The sequence below is a fragment of the Nonomuraea sp. WAC 01424 genome, from assembly GCF_003947315.1.
GTDB classification, from domain to species: Bacteria; Actinomycetota; Actinomycetes; order Streptosporangiales; family Streptosporangiaceae; genus Nonomuraea; species Nonomuraea spiralis.
The window spans coordinates 1-14,839 of record NZ_QHHZ01000036.1 but is presented as its reverse complement, the minus strand read 5'-3'; the positions used below and the strand labels follow the sequence as shown (position 1 = coordinate 14,839).

Sequence of the window (14,839 nt, the reverse complement as noted above, 5' to 3'; positions counted from 1 at the left end):
CTTCAGCCGTACATGCTGGGGTTGAGACCGGTGCAGACGCCGGCCGACAACATCGACCAGAGCGCCCAGCCGATCGCGAGCCCCAGCCCGAGGCCACGCGACCAGGGCCTGCGGACGAGACCGAACCCCAGCCCGCCGCCGAGGCCGACGACGGCGAGCAGCACCGCGGCGCCGATCACCAGCGCCTTGTTCCCGCCGTCGAAGACGGCGATGAAGACGGCGAAGAAGACGATGACGTTGACGGCGCTGTAGGCGAACAGGCCGGCGACCAGCGTCGCGATGAGCACGAGCGTGGAGTCGCGGCCGCTGGGCGGTGGCGGTGGCGGTGGCGGTTGCCAGCCCTGGTGCTGCGGCCCCCACGGGCCCTGCGGCGGCGGCTGCGGTGGTGTCGTCATCCCCTCACCCCTTGGTTGTGAGCATGAAGGTAGGGGGCGACGATTGACGTACGATCAATGCCTTCACCTGTGTGTGCCGGTCGTTCATGCGTACAGGGCCGGGTTCAGGCCCGTGCAGTATCCGGCCGAGACGATCGTCGCCAGGGCCCATCCGATCATCAGCCCGAGCCCGAGGCCGAACGACCACGGCTTGCGCAGGATCGCGAGCGTGAGTCCCGTACCGATGCCCAGGAGCAGCAGGAACCCCGCTCCCGCGCCGATCGCCACCGACGAGCTCAGGCTCACCGCCAGAAGCCCGACGATCACGTTGACCGCCAGGTAGCCGAAGACCCCGGCGAACGCCAGCGCGACCGTCAACCCCGGCCGGCGCGGCGGCCTCGGAGGGGTCGGAGGCGTCGGGGGATGTGGCGGGGGCGGCGGTGGTGGAGGAGGACGCGGTGGTGGCGGCATGCTCACGGCGTTCACCCTACGGGGCTAAAGCGACTCTGAGTAGTAAATCGCTGCCTGGACGCGGCTCTTCAGGCCCAGTTTGTTCAGGAGGCGGCTGACGTGGGTCTTTGTGGTGGCCTCGGCCATGTCGAGCTCTTTGGCGATCTCGGCGTTGGACAGTCCGCGGCCGATGCAGGCCAGCACCTCGCGTTCGCGTGGGGTCAGGGTTTCCGGGGCCGGCGACTCCCTGCGGGGCGGCTGGTCGGCGAAGGCGGCGATCAGGCGTCTGGTGACTCCCGGTGCGATCATCCCCTCGCCGCCCGCCACCAGCCTTACCGCTTCGATCAGTGCGTCGGCCTCGGTGTTCTTCAACAGGAAACCGGCCGCCCCCGCCCGGAGGGCGCCGAAGACGTACTCGTCCACGTCGAACGTCGTGAGGATCAGGACGTCGCTCACCCCCGCCAGTTCCCTGGTGGCGGAGATGCCGTCGAGGCGGGGCATGCGGATGTCCATGAGGACGACGTCGGGCCGCAGGTCGCGGGCCAGCCGCACGGCCTGCTCCCCGTCGGCGGCCTCGCCCACGACCTCGATGTCGCCGGCGCCGTCCAGGATCATCACGATCCCGGCCCGGACGGCCGCGTGATCGTCGGCCACCAACACCCTGATGCTCATGCCATGTCCATTTCACCGCCGCCGCTCTGGGGGCGTCCGTCGTCATCACCCGCGTCCTCGGCCCTCCGCCCCGGCGGCCCCTTGGCAACCCCTCGCAACACCACCCCACCACCCCCTACCGCCGAACCTCCCTGCTCGGACCTCCGCCCCTCCGACACCCCCGCGCCCGAAACCCTCTGCTCGGACCCCCGCCCCTCCGACACCCCCGCACCCGAACCCCGCTCACCGGACGCCCGCTTCCCTGAGCCCTGCTCCCCCGGCCCCCACCCATCCGGCGCCCGCTCTCCCGAACCTCCCCCGCCCGACGCCCGCTTCCCCGAGCCCCGCTCGTCTGGTACGGCGGATGTCCGCTCCGTCGGGACCTGGGCCTTCGGAGGGCGTTCGCCAGACGTGCGGCGATCGAGGGGCCGTGGCGCGTCGAGCGAGGTGGGGAACGCCGCCGCGATCCGCCAGCCGTCCCCCCGTGGTCCCGCCTCGAAGAACCCGCCGACCAGCGAAGCCCGCTCGCGCATGCCGATCAGCCCCGCCCCCGAACCCGGCAACCGAGCACCACGCCGGCCGACCTGGTTCTCGACCGTCAGCAGAACCTCGCCCGGGTCATAGGTCAGCGACACGACCACCGGCGCCTCGCCGTGCTTGAGCGCGTTGGTCAGCCCCTCCTGAAGGATCCGGTAGCCCGCCAGGTCCACCGAAGCCGGCACCTCCCGCAGCTCACCGTCGAACCGCAGCTCGACCGCCATCCCGGCTCGCCGCGTACGCTCGACCAGGCTCTCGGCGTCCGCCAGCCGCGGCCGGGTGGCCTCCAGCTCGGGCCCGTCCCCTTCGCGACCGCCGCCGTCCTCCCGCAGCAACCCGATCATGTCGCGCATCTCGGCCAGCCCCTTGACGCTGTTCTCCCGTACGGACTCCATGACCTTGCGAACCGTCTCCCGATCCAGGTCCTTACGGGACAGGGCTGCCGTCGACTGGATGGCGATGGCGCTGAAGTGGTTCGCGATCATGTCGTGCAGCTCACGCGCCATCCGCGTACGCTCGGCCGCGATCGCGGCCTGCCGATCGAGCTCCGCCAGACGTGCGACCTGCTCGGCACGCACCCGTTCCGCGGCCGCCCGGTCCCGCTGCTCCCGCAGCACCCAAGCCGTGGTCACGGGCGTGACCAGCACCAGCCCCGACTGGATGCCCATGACGGCCAGCAGCCGCCAGTCCGCCGCGACGACCGCCGCCACGGACCCGCCCACCACGGCCAGCACCGTCGTGATCCCGAGCAGCCACCGAGCGAACCGCGCCGGCCCGTAGAGCGCCGCGGCGTAGAGGTTGTCGGTGAACACCAGCATGGTCGCCAACGACGGCCCCAGCACGCCGTCGGCCGTGACGGCCACCACCCCGAGCGCCAACGACCACAGCGGAGCCCGCTGCCGCAACAGCACGGCGGAGCAGGTGATCGCCAGCGGCACCAGCAGCGCCCACACCGGCACGCCGCGCCGCACGTACCCACCCGCCAGGATCAGCAGCGCCCCCAGGACGAACGCCAGCACCGCCGCAACCTCGGGCCGCACCCTGCCCTGCCCCGGACCGCCGGCCTTCCCCCGCGCCTCGAAGCGGCTCCACCAGCCTGAAAGCGACCGCGATCTGGCCCGCCACCGCTCAGCGATCACGCGCACCTCGGACCGCCCTGCCCACCTCGAAACCACCCGCACCAGCAAGCGGCGCCACAGAACCACTCACCGCACGCCAACCCCCGCGAACCACCACCGCCCCGCACCGTCGCCCGTGTCATGTCCTCATCTCACCACTCCCGGAGGCCGCCGCCTTCCTCCGAGGGTCCGCCTGTGGATACACCTTTCGATGTATCCACAGGTTCGTTTCCGCCGACGATGTGCCTGGTCGCGAACCTCCCCAAACTGGAACACGTGATTGTCGCCATCCTGATCGGTTGCGAGGTCGGCTTCTGGCTCCTCCTGGGGCTCGGCCTGGCCTCCCGCTACCTCTGGAACCTCCGCCGGCTCAGTACGGCCCTCCTGCTCTGCGTCCCGCTTCTCGACGTGGTCCTCCTGGTCGCGGCGGTCGTGGACATGCGCGGCGGCGCCACGGCGGACCTGCGCCATGGCCTGGCGGCGGCCTACCTGGCCTACTCGATCGTCTTCGGCCACCGGACGATCCGCTGGGCCGACGCCCGCTTCCGCCACCGCTTCGCCGGCGGCCCCCCACCCTGGAAGCCCCCGGCGGCCGGCCCTGCCCGTACCCGCTACGAATGGGCGTACTGGCTGAAGATAGTCCTGGCGTACGGGATCGCCTGTCTCATCCTCTTCGCCCTCATCTGGCTCGTGAACGACTCCTCCCGTACGAGCGCCCTCCTGGAGTTCATGCTCAACCTGCTCAAGGTCCCCGTGATCGCCCTGATCTGGCCGGTGAGCCACACCCTCTGGCCGAAGAAGGAGGAGCCGGCGAGCGAGTGATCGCGGTATTCGGTTCGATGCACCGCTCAGAACCCGCTATGCTTGCTTACGCAGCGAGCGGCCGTAGCTCAATGGATAGAGCATCTGACTACGGATCAGAAGGTTGGGGTTTCGAGTACCTCCGGCCGCACAGCAGGTCAAAGGCCCTCTGGGATCATCCCGGAGGGCCTTTTTCGTGGGCGTACAGCAGCGTTGTACAGCAACGCCTTCGGCTTAGGCGTTCTGATCCGTAGTCAGACTCTTATTCAGCCGATCCAGCGCCTTGCGAGTCTCGGGGCTCGGGATCTGCGTATAGACGTCCATGGTCATCGAGATCTGCGAGTGCCGCAGGATGCGCATCGCCACGCGCGGGTGGACGTCGAGGGCGGCCAGAAGCGAGGCGCACGTGTGCCGAGTGTTATGCACACGGATGCGCGGGACGCCCGCACGGCGGCAGTGGGTCTCGAAGGCCCGGTTGAAGTTGCGCGGCTCGATCGGCGTACCGGTACGGGTCGTGAACATCATGTCCGAGGTTGTCCAAGCGTCTCCGGCCATCTTGCGTGCCTCCTCCTGAACGCGCTGCCGGTGTCTGAGTGCGGAAACGCACAGGCCGAAGAGTGGCAGCGAAGCGGTTGAGTCCTCCGTCTTGGTGGTGTGCCGGTGGAGGAGCCGGCCACCGACCCTGGTGAGCTGGTGGGAGATCCACAGCTGTTCGCCGACGAGATCCACACTGTCCCACGTGAGACCAAGGACCTCTCCCCTACGAAGGCCCAGGACGAGGATGAGCACGTATGCCGCGTAGAGAGGGTCTTCGACCTCCCGTAGGTGTTCCAGGAATCTGCGGGCCTCATCGACAGTCCAGACCGTGTTCTGGCGCTTCTTCTTGGTCTTGCTGGCGCTCGGGAGCGTGGTCAGCGAGGCGACGTTTCTCGTGACCAGTTCTTCCCGCAGGGCGTGACCGAGCACCGAGCGCAGCACCCTCCGGATGCCCGCGATGCTGCTGCGGGAGAGGTAGCCCTTGCAGCACTTGCCGATCGAGCAGCACCGTCGCTTGTGCTCCGGTCGCTTGTGATCCTTCCGCTGATCGCAGCAGGCACAAAGCGTGAGGAAGGCTGTCACCGTTTCGTGCTTGGTGGCCACCGGTCCTCTTCGCGCTTGTTCGTGGAGCTTGAGCCACTTCTCGTGGGTCTCCTCGCGGGTCTTGCCGTAGGCCCACTTGCGGGTCTTGTTGCCTTCCGGTGTGGTGACCCAGACGTAGCCTGCCCAGCCGTTCTTGTACGGGAAGATCGAACCTTCGTTGTTGGCCCGGGTGCGGCGGCTCGTACGCGGACGCTTGGGCTCCTCCGGGGAGGCGAGCGCGGTCTTCGTGGGCATCAGACTGCCTCCTCGCAGAGTCGGGTGATGTAGTCGTTCAGCACGGTCGCAGGAATACGGCGACAGCGGACTCCGACGACGACCGAGCCCAGATCGCCGGAGCGGATGAGGTTGTAGACGGTCCACCGGCTGACCTGCAAGGCGGCCATGGCTTGCGGAACGGTGAGCAGTTCAGGCGTCATGTGGTCCCCCGAGCTTCGGCACGCAGTGACCGGTGATGGCAGCAGCGAGAAGTTGATCTCCGAGGGAAAGGCCCTGCCCGGCGTACTGCCAATGGGCGATGACGAGGACGATGTCCTCGTCGAACAGGGGCAGGCGTCCGTGAGTGACCTCTTCGGTGTGAAGGAACGCAGGCCAGTCTGAACAGGTCGATGCGAGTCGATCGGGACGCCTCTCACCTGGCGGAACGTCCCAGGAAGAAGTGGCAAGTCTGCTGGAATCGAAGGGCGATGGCTCCCCAAATTGGCTCCCAGCATCCTCCAACAGCAAGAGATCATCGATTGCTCAATATCTCCTCGGCGCAACGAAGAGGCGAGGCGACCACCACAGCGCTGCCAGGAACCAAGATGGCAGGACGATGAGGACTAGGAGCTGTTTGAAGTTCGGATCTAGATGAGGATCGATGGCGGGCTGCCGTGACTGGTAGAACTCGGATGTGGCGCGCTTTGATGTGACCGATGCCGAGTGGGCTTTGATCGAGCCGCAGTTGCCGGTGGCGGCGACCGGGCCGCTGCCCCGGCGGGTGCGCGACCAGTTCAACGGGATCTCGTGGCGTTTTCGTACCGGCTCCAGTTGGCGTGACGTCCCAGAACGCTATGGGCCGTGGTCGACTGCCTACTCCCGGTTCAGCTCCTGGGCCAAAGCCGGCGTGTTCCAGGGGCTGATGGACGCGCTGATCGCCGAGGCGGCATCGCGAGGACAGGTCGGGCTGGAACTGGTCAGTGTGGACTCCACGATCGTGCGGGCGCATCAGGACTCGGCCGGGCTGGCGGTCGCCGGAGAAACCCTGGACGCACTGGAGCAGGCGCTGACCGAGGAAAAGGGGGCTCCGCTCCCGGAGCAGCCGCCGGTACTGCGGGTGATGGCTCGCAGGCCACACCCGATGCCGACGCGTCGCCGACGGAGGATCGCGCCGCCCTTCGGCGACGCCGTAAGGCGAGGGCGGAGGCTGCCGCGCTCGGCCGATCCCGAGGCGGGCTGAGCAGCAAGATCCATGCCGCGGTCGATAGCGCCGGGTTACCGCTGGTCTTCGTGCTCACGCCTGGGCAGGCCGCCGACTGCCCGCAATTCACCACCGTCCTGAACAAGATCCGCGTGACCGGACCAGTAGGCCGGCCACGGACCCGCCCTGCCGCGGTGGCCGCGGACAAGGCCTACTCCTCCAAGGCTAACCGGGCTTATCTGCGTCGCCGTGGGATCAGCGCGGTCATCCCGGAGAAGAGTGATCAGCAGGCCAACCGGAAGAAGAAGGGGTCGGCAGGTGGGCGGCCCATCACCTTCGATCCGCTCGCCCAAGGGTCTGGTCTGAGCGTGCTCTAGGGAGTGCCCAGGCTCCATACCTGAACAGTCTTGCGGTCAGTGGAGACAGCGATCGGGAGGTCACCGAGCCGGCCGATCGCCACCGAACCGACGTCAACGGCAGTGATCTTCTTCAGCTCAGTCCCCCTCTCCAGGTCCCACACGATCATGTTCTGGCCACTGTCGCCGGAAACGGCGATCGCGGTGTCACCGAGCAGGCCGGCCGCCACCGTGTTGGCATCACTTGTTCGGGCGCGGAGCTGCTTGAGCAGGGTTCCCGTAGCCAGATCCCAGACGCGCACGAGCCCCTTGATGTCGGTGGCCAGACCGATCGTGACATCCCCCAGTCGTCCGATCGCCACGTCGTACATCTCCGGCAAGTCGCCGGCGAGCACTCTCAGCTCGGTTCCTGCCTTCAGATCCCACAGCCGCGCGCCTCTGTCCCGCCCCCCTCCGGCTCCGGCCCGGCCTCCCGCGCTTCCGGACAGGGCAATCGGGGTTTTGCCCAGGTACCCGAGCGCCACCGCGTCGGCCTGGTAATCGTGGCCGGGGAGTGTCTTGATCAGGGTGTCCGCAGTCAGGTCCCACACCCGCAGGGTCCCGCCGCTTACTGCGGAGACGGCAATCGTAGCCTGGTCGAGTCGGCCAACGGCCAAGTCGCGCACCGGGCGTCCTGGGCCGGCGGACGTTTTGATCAGCGTCCCCGCAGCCAGGTCCCACACTGCCAGCCGACCGTTGCTTCCGTCGCACCCGACAACGACCGTGGTCTCACCCAGCCGGCCGATCGCTACACGGCTGAACCTGCCGTCCTGGCCAGGCGGATCGGGGAGTTTCGTCAGCTGGGTGCCTGCCGCCAGATCCCATACGCGCACCGTCTCCTCATCGGTGGAGACTGCGATCGTTTTCCCTCCCAGCTTTCCGAGCGCCACATCGAAGATCTCGTTCCTGTGACCGCTGAGCGTGTGCAGCAGGGTTCCCAGCGCCGGCCTCGTTGAGGCGGGGGATGAAGAGGCCGGGGGTGTCGATTCGACGTTGGGGCTGCTACCGAACCAGCGAGGGAGAGCCAGCGAGGCAGTGCCGGTGAGGGTCACGGCGCCGGCGACGAACAGGGCTCGGCGGCGGGTCATCCGGCCAGGGCCTGGTTGAGTCGGGGATGGCACCTCGGGTAATGGGACCTTGTGCGAGAGGGGAGGTGCGGTGTCGGCCTGGGAACGTGCAGTGCTCATGCCCGGGTTCTCAAGCTGGCCTGGTTGTCGGATGAAGGCCGGTGGGGGCATCGTCCTGGGCTCTGGGGCGGCTGGGCTGATGGCTGCCTCAGAAGCGCTGAGAACCGGAACGAGAGGGGGAGCTGGCGGGATTCGGTTGGTGAGTTGGTCGAGCAGGACAGCGGTAGTGGGCCGGTCCTGTGGCATCTTGGCGAAACAAGCCGCCAACATTGTGGTCAACCGCTCGGGGACCCCGGTCAGGTCGGGGGCGCAGGCGAGAATCGCCGCGAGCACCGCTGCCTGTGTGCCGCCGGGGAAGGCTCGATGCCCGGTGGCCGCGTACACCATGGTGGCCGCCCAGGCGAAAACATCGGAGGCAGGGCCCGCGGCCTGGTCGCCGAGCAGTTCGGGGGCCAGGTAGGCGGGCGTGCCCACGAGCCCAGAGCGGGTGGTGCTCCGATCCGTCAGGCGGGCGATGCCGAAGTCGATGACAACCGGCCCGACCGGCCCCATGATCACGTTGCTCGGCTTGAAGTCCCGGTGCACGATCCCGGCCCGATGCACCGCGGCCAGTGCCGTGAGTGTGGCCACCGCCAGCTGGTCCAGCCCGCTGCGCATCGGGCCGAACTCGCTCACCAACTCGTCCAGAGTGAGGCCCGGAATGTAGTCGCTGACCAGGTACGGCTGCCCGTTGACCTCGCCCATGTCCAGCACGGCCGCGGTGCAGAAGGCGGCCAGGCGGGCGATGATGGCGCTTTCGCGAGTGAAACGGCGCCTTTCGGCTGGGTCGGTGGCTCGCCGGGCGTGCAGCACCTTGATCGCCACCTGTTGGCCATCAAGGGCCCGGCCCAGATAGACGATGCCCTGGCCGCCCTCGCCCAGCAGTTGGGTCAGCTCATAGCGGCCGACTCGCGCCGGGTCTTCCGGCCCCAGAGGTCGACGTTCGGCCATGGCACCTCACTCGCCTTCGCGGCCCGAGGGGCAGGGGAATATCCGTACACGCTAGCGTGTCGGCCTTTCTCTTCTCTCTAGCCCTAGCAGACAGATCAAGTAAGAGCTACCCCTCAGCGGGTGCCCGGTCAAGGGAGAACATAACGGCAGGGCAGGACGGCCCCACCGCGGCCACGGACACCGTTGGGCCCTTCGCACGCTGGCCAGCCAGAGAGCGCCGAACTGGCCTCGGCGAATGGTCCCGCGGTGAGGCATCCCCTCAGGGCTTGTCGGAGGCTTCCAGGGCTTGATCGCGGCCAACTATAGGGATCGGGCGAAGAAACCTCAGGTCAGAGCTTGATCGCGACGGGACTGTAACCGTCGGCTCAGCCTGAGCAAGTTCGAACCTTCCACCTGCCACACCAGCGGACAGAGGCCTGTCAGCAGCGGAAACGCGGTGACGGGCCTCTCGCTTCGTGTCCGGCTGTCCACGAGTGACACCGGCACTCTACGGTTGATCGTGCCCTAAGCGTTCCCTGGCGATCATGGTTGGTGCGCCGCAGCGCCCGGGATGTGTCTGCGGCGACACGGGCTCTCACAATGCGCGCGTCTACCTCAGGAGGGACTCAAGCGCCCTGGGACGGCAATGCAGCTGCTCGTCCGTCATCGAGCGGTCCGGCTCGACAGGCAGTTCGTTCATGGACAGCGACTCCACGGAGGTCTCGGACATCAAGCGCCTCTTTCTTGATCCTCAGATCCGCCGTTAGTTTTACAGTCCCCCGACCAGCCTGATAGGCGGCTCGACGTTCATCACTGTGGGCGTTCACCAGCCGTCATCGACATTGTCGAGGTCTATTGCGGGATCGTCGCCTTCATCGGCCCCGTTGTTCTCGCCCGAACAGGACGGCTCTTGCCAGTTGCCGGTCCGGATGTCGTGCACCTGGCTGATCGTGAGAAAGATTCCCAGAGCGGCGGCGAAGATCTCCATCAGCACATTCCAAGGGGTAGAGAGGGCCTTTCCCGCACCGCTGGTCCCGTTGATTCCGTGGTTCCGTGGATCACTCCAGCGATCATCAGGAGCCCCTCGACGGTCATGCCTGCCGCGAAGATCTGACACAGTGCTGCGATGCAGCGTTGCTCGGTCGTGGGGCGTGTGCTGGGTGTTTCGTGCCCACGCTGCTTCATGTCGCTCAAAGTATGGGCGGGCCAACGGCCCGCATAGTGGCTGAAGAGGTGTGAATCGCTGTCGTCGCCTGCCTATGTGCCCGCGCGCAAGGCAGCTGTGTCAGGCCCTGTACCCGCGCATATCCGCGCCGCCACCGGCGCCTGCTCCTGCGGCGGATGAGTACGCGCAGCTTTTGAAGCACTTGCCCCGCTTTCCGCTCGCGATGGTGACAGGCCGTGAGCGGGCCGTGAGCAGGGTAGAGGAAGCAGGGGTGGTGCACGCGCCCGGCGAGCGGCTAACGTAAGGGCTCGGCCACGCGGACATGGCCGAAGTCCGCCGGGGCGCCCATGACACCCCGGCACGGTAGGGCGAAGGTGCCTCCACCTCTGAAGGTGTGGCTGGCATCAGCCGCGAAGGCCGGCAGCGGGCCGAGCCGGTAGCGGCGATCGCGCGGGTCGGGCACCCTGTCCAGGACCTCGGCCAGGGCGGGCAGATCGAGCGGGTCGATGGGCGGGTCGGTGACGGTGACGTGCTCCAGGTGGCGGGCGAGCACGTCGATCGGGGATGATGGCACGCGAACGCGGCCCCTGGTCTTGATCGACTGGCGTAGACACCCAACGATCTTCAGGGGTCGCGTTTGCCATCTGCGCTCCGGGGTGCCCTCAACCAGCCGGCCTCAGCGAGCCCGCACATGTTCTACCAGCCGAGAACGCTTCAGCCCTGGCCGGCGCCTGGTCCGCGCCGGCCACTTCGCCGACTGGACCGCCTCCAGCGGCAGAAGCAACCCGGCCAGGACCAGGGCGGTCAGGTGCGCGCGATCCACGCTGTGGAGTGGACCACCACCGCGCGCGGCACCGTCGCCGCCGGCGTGAGGATGCACGCGCTCGCCGCCGCCATGTGAGCTCCGAGTGGGCATGGCGGGGGGAGTGGGCTGCTGGTCATTGAGGGGGAGAGACGCCGGGCAGTCTTCCCCCCCACAGGGGGATTTTCATGTGCGATCGGCACTGCAAGGCACGAGACGGTCTAGCATCGCGTAGATGAAGAAAACGATCTTTGGCCTTGCGGCCACGATGCTGACCGCGGCCACCATCACGATGATGTCGTCCGCCGCCCAGGCCGAGCCGCTACCCAGCGGCTGCAAGAGCGGCGTTGGATACCAGCACGCCTACACCTGGGCGAATTGCACGGGCGGTGGCGGCTACGTCCGCGCAGTCGCCACCTGCGCCAGCGGCACTGCGAAGAAGAAGGTCTACAGTCCCTGGAAGGTGAACGCGGGCGACAAACTCGCGCGCACCGCGTACGCCCACTGTCCCAGTTCCTATCCCAACGCTGTGGGCCACAGCTACGACATCAAGCGCTAACCCGGCAACTAGCCAGGAGAATGGGCCCTCCGATCATGCGGTCGGTGGGCCCTCGGCGCCGGGGGCATGTGCGGGATGAGGTTCGACGAATGGGTCACCGACCAGTACGACCTCACCTGAAGCAGGAGGATCTTGCGTTTTGAATTGACTACTAGACCGGCCTTGACCTCGGCGTGCTGCTTGGCCACCTCGGCCTTCTCCCGCCGTGGCCGCGCCAGTTCCTCCTGCTCGGACTCCTTCAGCTTGCCGCCTCCGTTGCCGTCGCGCCCGACCTGCCCTGCTGCGTGCCGGTGCTGGCCACCAACCCCGCCCGCCGCCTGCAACGCCGCAAGACCGCCCGGCGCGAGGACCGCGCCATCCCCGCCGCCCGGCTGGAGGCCCTGTTCGCCGACACCCGGCATGGGCTGCGGGAACGGCTGCTGTGGCGGATGCTCTACGAGACCGCCGCCCGCGCCGAGGAGATCCTCTCCCTCGACGTCGCCGACCTCGACCCCCAGCTCCGCCGCGCCCGCGTCACCAGCAAGGGCGGCGCGATCGAGTACGTGCACTGGGCCACCGCCACCGCCCGGCGATGGTTACCTAGGGTTGGAGAACCCTTTTAGCAGGTCAGAGGATGATGATCTCTTCTTTCACGTATGGCAAGTAGACCCCAGCATCGCCGTCAGATCACCGTGAAGGCCCACCGGGGTGAGACAATCACCGCCGCCGAGGGAGTCTATGTGGTCGCAGGTCACAACCCCGGTGTGCACGGCGCAGTCCTGACCGAGGCGCTGGAGTCGCGGTTCGCCGCGCAGATCCAGGTGTCCACCGACTACGAACGACCTCGCCTCGACGTTGAAGATCGACCCGCGCGCCGCACTACTACCCGCCGCCGGTCCGCACCGTTGCCTGTCGCCCTCACCGCCCGCCCGCCTTGAGCGAGGGACCCACCACCGCCCCTCATCGTCGCTCGGCGTCACCCGGGCATCGCCGGTTAGGAGCTGTTTGAAGTTCGGATCTAGATGAGGATCGATGGCGGGCTGCCGTGACTGGTAGAACTCGGATGTGGCGCGCTTTGATGTGACCGATGCCGAGTGGGCTTTGATCGAGCCGCAGTTGCCGGTGGCGGCGACCGGGCCGCTGCCCCGGCGGGTGCGCGACCAGTTCAACGGGATCTCGTGGCGTTTTCGTACCGGCTCCAGTTGGCGTGACGTCCCAGAACGCTATGGGCCGTGGTCGACTGCCTACTCCCGGTTCAGCTCCTGGGCCAAAGCCGGCGTGTTCCAGGGGCTGATGGACGCGCTGATCGCCGAGGCGGCATCGCGAGGACAGGTCGGGCTGGAACTGGTCAGTGTGGACTCCACGATCGTGCGGGCGCATCAGGACTCGGCCGGGCTGGCGGTCGCCGGAGAAACCCTGGACGCACTGGAGCAGGCGCTGACCGAGGAAAAGGGGGCTCCGCTCCCGGAGCAGCCGCCGGTACTGCGGGTGATGGCTCGCAGGCCACACCCGATGCCGACGCGTCGCCGACGGAGGATCGCGCCGCCCTTCGGCGACGCCGTAAGGCGAGGGCGGAGGCTGCCGCGCTCGGCCGATCCCGAGGCGGGCTGAGCAGCAAGATCCATGCCGCGGTCGATAGCGCCGGGTTACCGCTGGTCTTCGTGCTCACGCCTGGGCAGGCCGCCGACTGCCCGCAATTCACCACCGTCCTGAACAAGATCCGCGTGACCGGACCAGTAGGCCGGCCACGGACCCGCCCTGCCGCGGTGGCCGCGGACAAGGCCTACTCCTCCAAGGCTAACCGGGCTTATCTGCGTCGCCGTGGGATCAGCGCGGTCATCCCGGAGAAGAGTGATCAGCAGGCCAACCGGAAGAAGAAGGGGTCGGCAGGTGGGCGGCCCATCACCTTCGATCCGAAGCGCTACCAGCAGTAGTGGCAGATGCGGTCGATGATCTGGTCGGCGGTCTTTCGCCAGATGAATGGGCGGGGGTTGCCGTTCCAGGCGTTGATCCAGTCGTGGAGCGCGGTGGTGAGGTGCTCGACCGAGCAGAACACCCCGCGGTTCAGGCAGCGGCGCTGGAGCTCGGCGAACCAGCGTTCGACCTGGTTGAGCCAGGCCGAGTAGGTGGGGATGAAGTGCAGGGTGAAGCGGGGATGGGCGATGATCCATCGCTGCACCACCGGTGCCTTGTGGGCCGAGAGGTTGTCGCAGATGACATGCACGTCCAGGCCGGCGGGGACGAGGGCATCGAGGTCGGCCAGGAAGTCGCGGAAGTCGGCGGCGGTGTGCTGGGCGGTGACCTTGCCCACCACCTCACCGGTGGCGACGTTGAAGGCGGCGAACAGGTCGACGGTGCCGTGCCTGACGTAGTCGAAGCTGCGTCGCTCGGGCACTCCGGGCATCATCGGCAGCACCGGAGCGCTGCGCTGCAACGCTTGAATCTGCGGTTTCTCATCCACGCTGAACACCACCGCATTGGCCGGCGGTGCCAGGTAGAGGCCGACGACATCGCGGATCTTGTCGATCAGCAGCGGATCGGGCGAGATCTTGAACGTCTCGATCCGCCAGGGCTGCAGCCCGAAGGCCTTCCAGATCCGGGCGACGCTGGTGGCCGAGATGCCCACCCGGGCGGCCAGCTGCCGTCTGGACCAGTGCGTCTCGCCGGGCGGGGTGGTCTCCAGCGTCATCACCACCACCTGCTCGACCTGGGCATCGGTGATGGTCCGCGGGACACCGGGCCGCGGTTCATCGGCCAGCCCGTCCAAGCGCGCGGCGATGAACCGGGCCCGCCACTTGGTGACCGTGCCTCGCGCGATCCCCAGCCGTGCGGCGATGGCGAGGTTGGAGTCACCTCGCGCGCACTCCAGCACGATCCGGGCGCGTAACGCCAGTCCCTGTGCTGTCGACCGGCGAGACGCCCAGCCTTGCAAGGTCATCCGCTCACCCGCGGTCAGCACCAGAGGTGGCAGCCTGCTGTCTCCCATGCCCTCAGCACACTCTCACCCGAGTCCGAAGTCACCACCCAGTTACACAAGGCAACACAAGTGGTGACCACGAGACTCAAAGCCAGCTCACTAGGCGCCCTCAGGCAGCTCTGAGCAGGGCGCGAATCTTGGTGTGAACGCTCGTGGACATCCCAAATTTGCCTGTAAAGACTACAGCTCAGTGCCCTTGATGGACTGGGAAGACCTGAGGACGAAAGCACTGAACCTATTTCAGCCTCACGCGGCCTGGGCGACGCGATGGTTTTGAAGGACTGCGATGGCCTTGCACAGGTGGCCGGCCTTGGACGGGCTGCAGCGTAGCTTTCGGAGGATCTTCCAGCTCTTCAGCTGGGCGTTCGCGCGTTCGCCGGGTCCGCGGAATTTGGCGTG

General features: G+C 67.6%; 17 protein-coding genes, 1 tRNA gene and 1 pseudogene. 8 read left to right on the top strand and 11 right to left on the bottom strand.

Annotated features, from left to right (window positions below):
• Positions 1–2 precede the first annotated feature (2 nt).
• The 4 genes from DMB42_RS51765 to DMB42_RS51750 form a co-directional block, all read right to left on the bottom strand.
• Positions 3–395, bottom strand: coding sequence for a hypothetical protein (locus DMB42_RS51765; RefSeq protein ID WP_125649460.1), 393 nt, complete (start codon positions 393–395; stop codon positions 3–5).
• An 84-nt stretch (positions 396–479) separates the two neighbouring features.
• Positions 480–752 (bottom strand): hypothetical protein, encoded by a 273-nt coding sequence (locus tag DMB42_RS53945; protein WP_185845327.1) that lies wholly within the window; start codon positions 750–752, stop codon positions 480–482.
• Between the two features lie 117 nt (positions 753–869).
• Complete coding sequence (locus DMB42_RS51755; protein ID WP_125649454.1) at positions 870–1,496, bottom strand: response regulator transcription factor; 627 nt, start codon at positions 1,494–1,496, stop codon at positions 870–872.
• Positions 1,493–3,052 carry a histidine kinase gene (locus DMB42_RS51750; RefSeq protein WP_260478435.1) on the bottom strand — a complete coding sequence of 520 codons (1,560 nt, stop codon included), beginning with the start codon at positions 3,050–3,052 and terminating at the stop codon, positions 1,493–1,495. Before DMB42_RS51750 ends, DMB42_RS51755 begins: the two co-directional genes overlap by 4 nt.
• Before the next feature lie 354 nt (positions 3,053–3,406).
• Between DMB42_RS51750 and DMB42_RS51745 the strand changes: the two genes are divergently transcribed.
• Both DMB42_RS51745 and DMB42_RS51740 read left to right on the top strand, forming a co-directional pair.
• Entirely contained in the window at positions 3,407–3,952 is a 546-nt protein-coding gene (locus DMB42_RS51745; RefSeq protein WP_125649452.1) for a hypothetical protein, read from the top strand.
• A 57-nt stretch (positions 3,953–4,009) separates the two neighbouring features.
• A tRNA-Arg gene (locus tag DMB42_RS51740) sits at positions 4,010–4,082 on the top strand.
• 83 nt (positions 4,083–4,165) lie between these two features.
• Here DMB42_RS51740 and xerC read toward each other — a convergent pair.
• On the bottom strand, positions 4,166–5,305 hold the full coding sequence (gene xerC / locus DMB42_RS51735) for a tyrosine recombinase XerC (protein WP_125649449.1): 1,140 nt from the start codon (positions 5,303–5,305) through the stop codon (positions 4,166–4,168).
• Entirely contained in the window at positions 5,305–5,487 is a 183-nt protein-coding gene (locus DMB42_RS51730; protein ID WP_125649446.1) for a helix-turn-helix domain-containing protein, read from the bottom strand. The genes xerC and DMB42_RS51730 overlap by 1 nt, the downstream gene beginning before the upstream one ends.
• A 473-nt stretch (positions 5,488–5,960) precedes the next feature.
• On the opposite strand from DMB42_RS51730, the gene DMB42_RS51720 reads away from it, so the two are divergent.
• On the top strand, positions 5,961–6,506 hold the full coding sequence (locus DMB42_RS51720; protein ID WP_125649425.1) for a transposase: 546 nt from the start codon (positions 5,961–5,963) through the stop codon (positions 6,504–6,506).
• On the top strand, positions 6,503–6,844 hold the full coding sequence (locus DMB42_RS53940; RefSeq protein ID WP_396986542.1) for a transposase: 342 nt from the start codon (positions 6,503–6,505) through the stop codon (positions 6,842–6,844). Before DMB42_RS51720 ends, DMB42_RS53940 begins: the two co-directional genes overlap by 4 nt.
• On the opposite strand, the gene DMB42_RS51710 is transcribed toward DMB42_RS53940, so the two are convergent.
• The 3 genes from DMB42_RS51710 to DMB42_RS51705 all read right to left on the bottom strand — a co-directional run bounded on the left by DMB42_RS51710 (position 6,841) and on the right by DMB42_RS51705 (position 10,697).
• On the bottom strand, positions 6,841–8,979 hold the full coding sequence (locus DMB42_RS51710; protein ID WP_125649443.1) for a protein kinase domain-containing protein: 2,139 nt from the start codon (positions 8,977–8,979) through the stop codon (positions 6,841–6,843). The two genes, DMB42_RS53940 and DMB42_RS51710, sit on opposite strands and share 4 nt — an antisense overlap.
• An 802-nt stretch (positions 8,980–9,781) precedes the next feature.
• Entirely contained in the window at positions 9,782–9,952 is a 171-nt protein-coding gene (locus DMB42_RS53935; RefSeq protein ID WP_185845326.1) for a hypothetical protein, read from the bottom strand.
• A gap of 466 nt (positions 9,953–10,418) precedes the next feature.
• Positions 10,419–10,697 (bottom strand): hypothetical protein, encoded by a 279-nt coding sequence (locus DMB42_RS51705; protein ID WP_125649440.1) that lies wholly within the window; start codon positions 10,695–10,697, stop codon positions 10,419–10,421.
• 463 nt (positions 10,698–11,160) lie between these two features.
• On the opposite strand from DMB42_RS51705, the gene DMB42_RS51700 reads away from it, so the two are divergent.
• The 4 genes from DMB42_RS51700 (at position 11,161) to DMB42_RS53930 (ending at position 13,397) form a co-directional block, all read left to right on the top strand.
• The gene (locus DMB42_RS51700; protein WP_125649436.1) at positions 11,161–11,484 is read left to right on the top strand and encodes a hypothetical protein; all 324 of its coding nucleotides are present in this window, start codon (positions 11,161–11,163) and stop codon (positions 11,482–11,484) included.
• A gap of 173 nt (positions 11,485–11,657) precedes the next feature.
• On the top strand, positions 11,658–12,086 hold the full coding sequence (locus tag DMB42_RS51695) for a tyrosine-type recombinase/integrase (protein ID WP_125649432.1): 429 nt from the start codon (positions 11,658–11,660) through the stop codon (positions 12,084–12,086).
• Between the two features lie 442 nt (positions 12,087–12,528).
• Complete coding sequence (locus DMB42_RS51685; protein WP_125649425.1) at positions 12,529–13,074, top strand: transposase; 546 nt, start codon at positions 12,529–12,531, stop codon at positions 13,072–13,074.
• Positions 13,071–13,397 (top strand): transposase, encoded by a 327-nt coding sequence (locus DMB42_RS53930; protein ID WP_396986539.1) that lies wholly within the window; start codon positions 13,071–13,073, stop codon positions 13,395–13,397. The genes DMB42_RS51685 and DMB42_RS53930 overlap by 4 nt, the downstream gene beginning before the upstream one ends.
• On the opposite strand, the gene DMB42_RS51675 is transcribed toward DMB42_RS53930, so the two are convergent.
• Together DMB42_RS51675 and DMB42_RS51670 are read right to left on the bottom strand one after the other, a co-directional pair.
• Positions 13,385–14,449: an IS630 family transposase gene (locus tag DMB42_RS51675; protein WP_125649422.1), complete on the bottom strand. Its 1,065-nt coding sequence runs from the start codon at positions 14,447–14,449 to the stop codon at positions 13,385–13,387. The two genes, DMB42_RS53930 and DMB42_RS51675, sit on opposite strands and share 13 nt — an antisense overlap.
• A 237-nt stretch (positions 14,450–14,686) precedes the next feature.
• Positions 14,687–14,839, bottom strand: a pseudogene (locus DMB42_RS51670) (IS5/IS1182 family transposase); the annotation flags it as partial.

What these genes read in the sequence shown, in the direction of transcription:
- DMB42_RS51700 (WP_125649436.1), top strand. Translation starts at nt 11,161, where the DNA reads ATGAAGAAAACGATCTTTGGCCTTGCGGCCACGATGCTGACCGCGGCC.
- xerC (WP_125649449.1), bottom strand. Translation starts at nt 5,305, where the DNA reads ATGCCCACGAAGACCGCGCTCGCCTCCCCGGAGGAGCCCAAGCGTCCG.
- DMB42_RS51675 (WP_125649422.1), bottom strand. Translation starts at nt 14,449, where the DNA reads ATGGGAGACAGCAGGCTGCCACCTCTGGTGCTGACCGCGGGTGAGCGG.
- DMB42_RS51730 (WP_125649446.1), bottom strand. Translation starts at nt 5,487, where the DNA reads ATGACGCCTGAACTGCTCACCGTTCCGCAAGCCATGGCCGCCTTGCAG.
- DMB42_RS51755 (WP_125649454.1), bottom strand. Translation starts at nt 1,496, where the DNA reads ATGAGCATCAGGGTGTTGGTGGCCGACGATCACGCGGCCGTCCGGGCC.
- DMB42_RS51710 (WP_125649443.1), bottom strand. Translation starts at nt 8,979, where the DNA reads ATGGCCGAACGTCGACCTCTGGGGCCGGAAGACCCGGCGCGAGTCGGC.
- DMB42_RS51765 (WP_125649460.1), bottom strand. Translation starts at nt 395, where the DNA reads ATGACGACACCACCGCAGCCGCCGCCGCAGGGCCCGTGGGGGCCGCAG.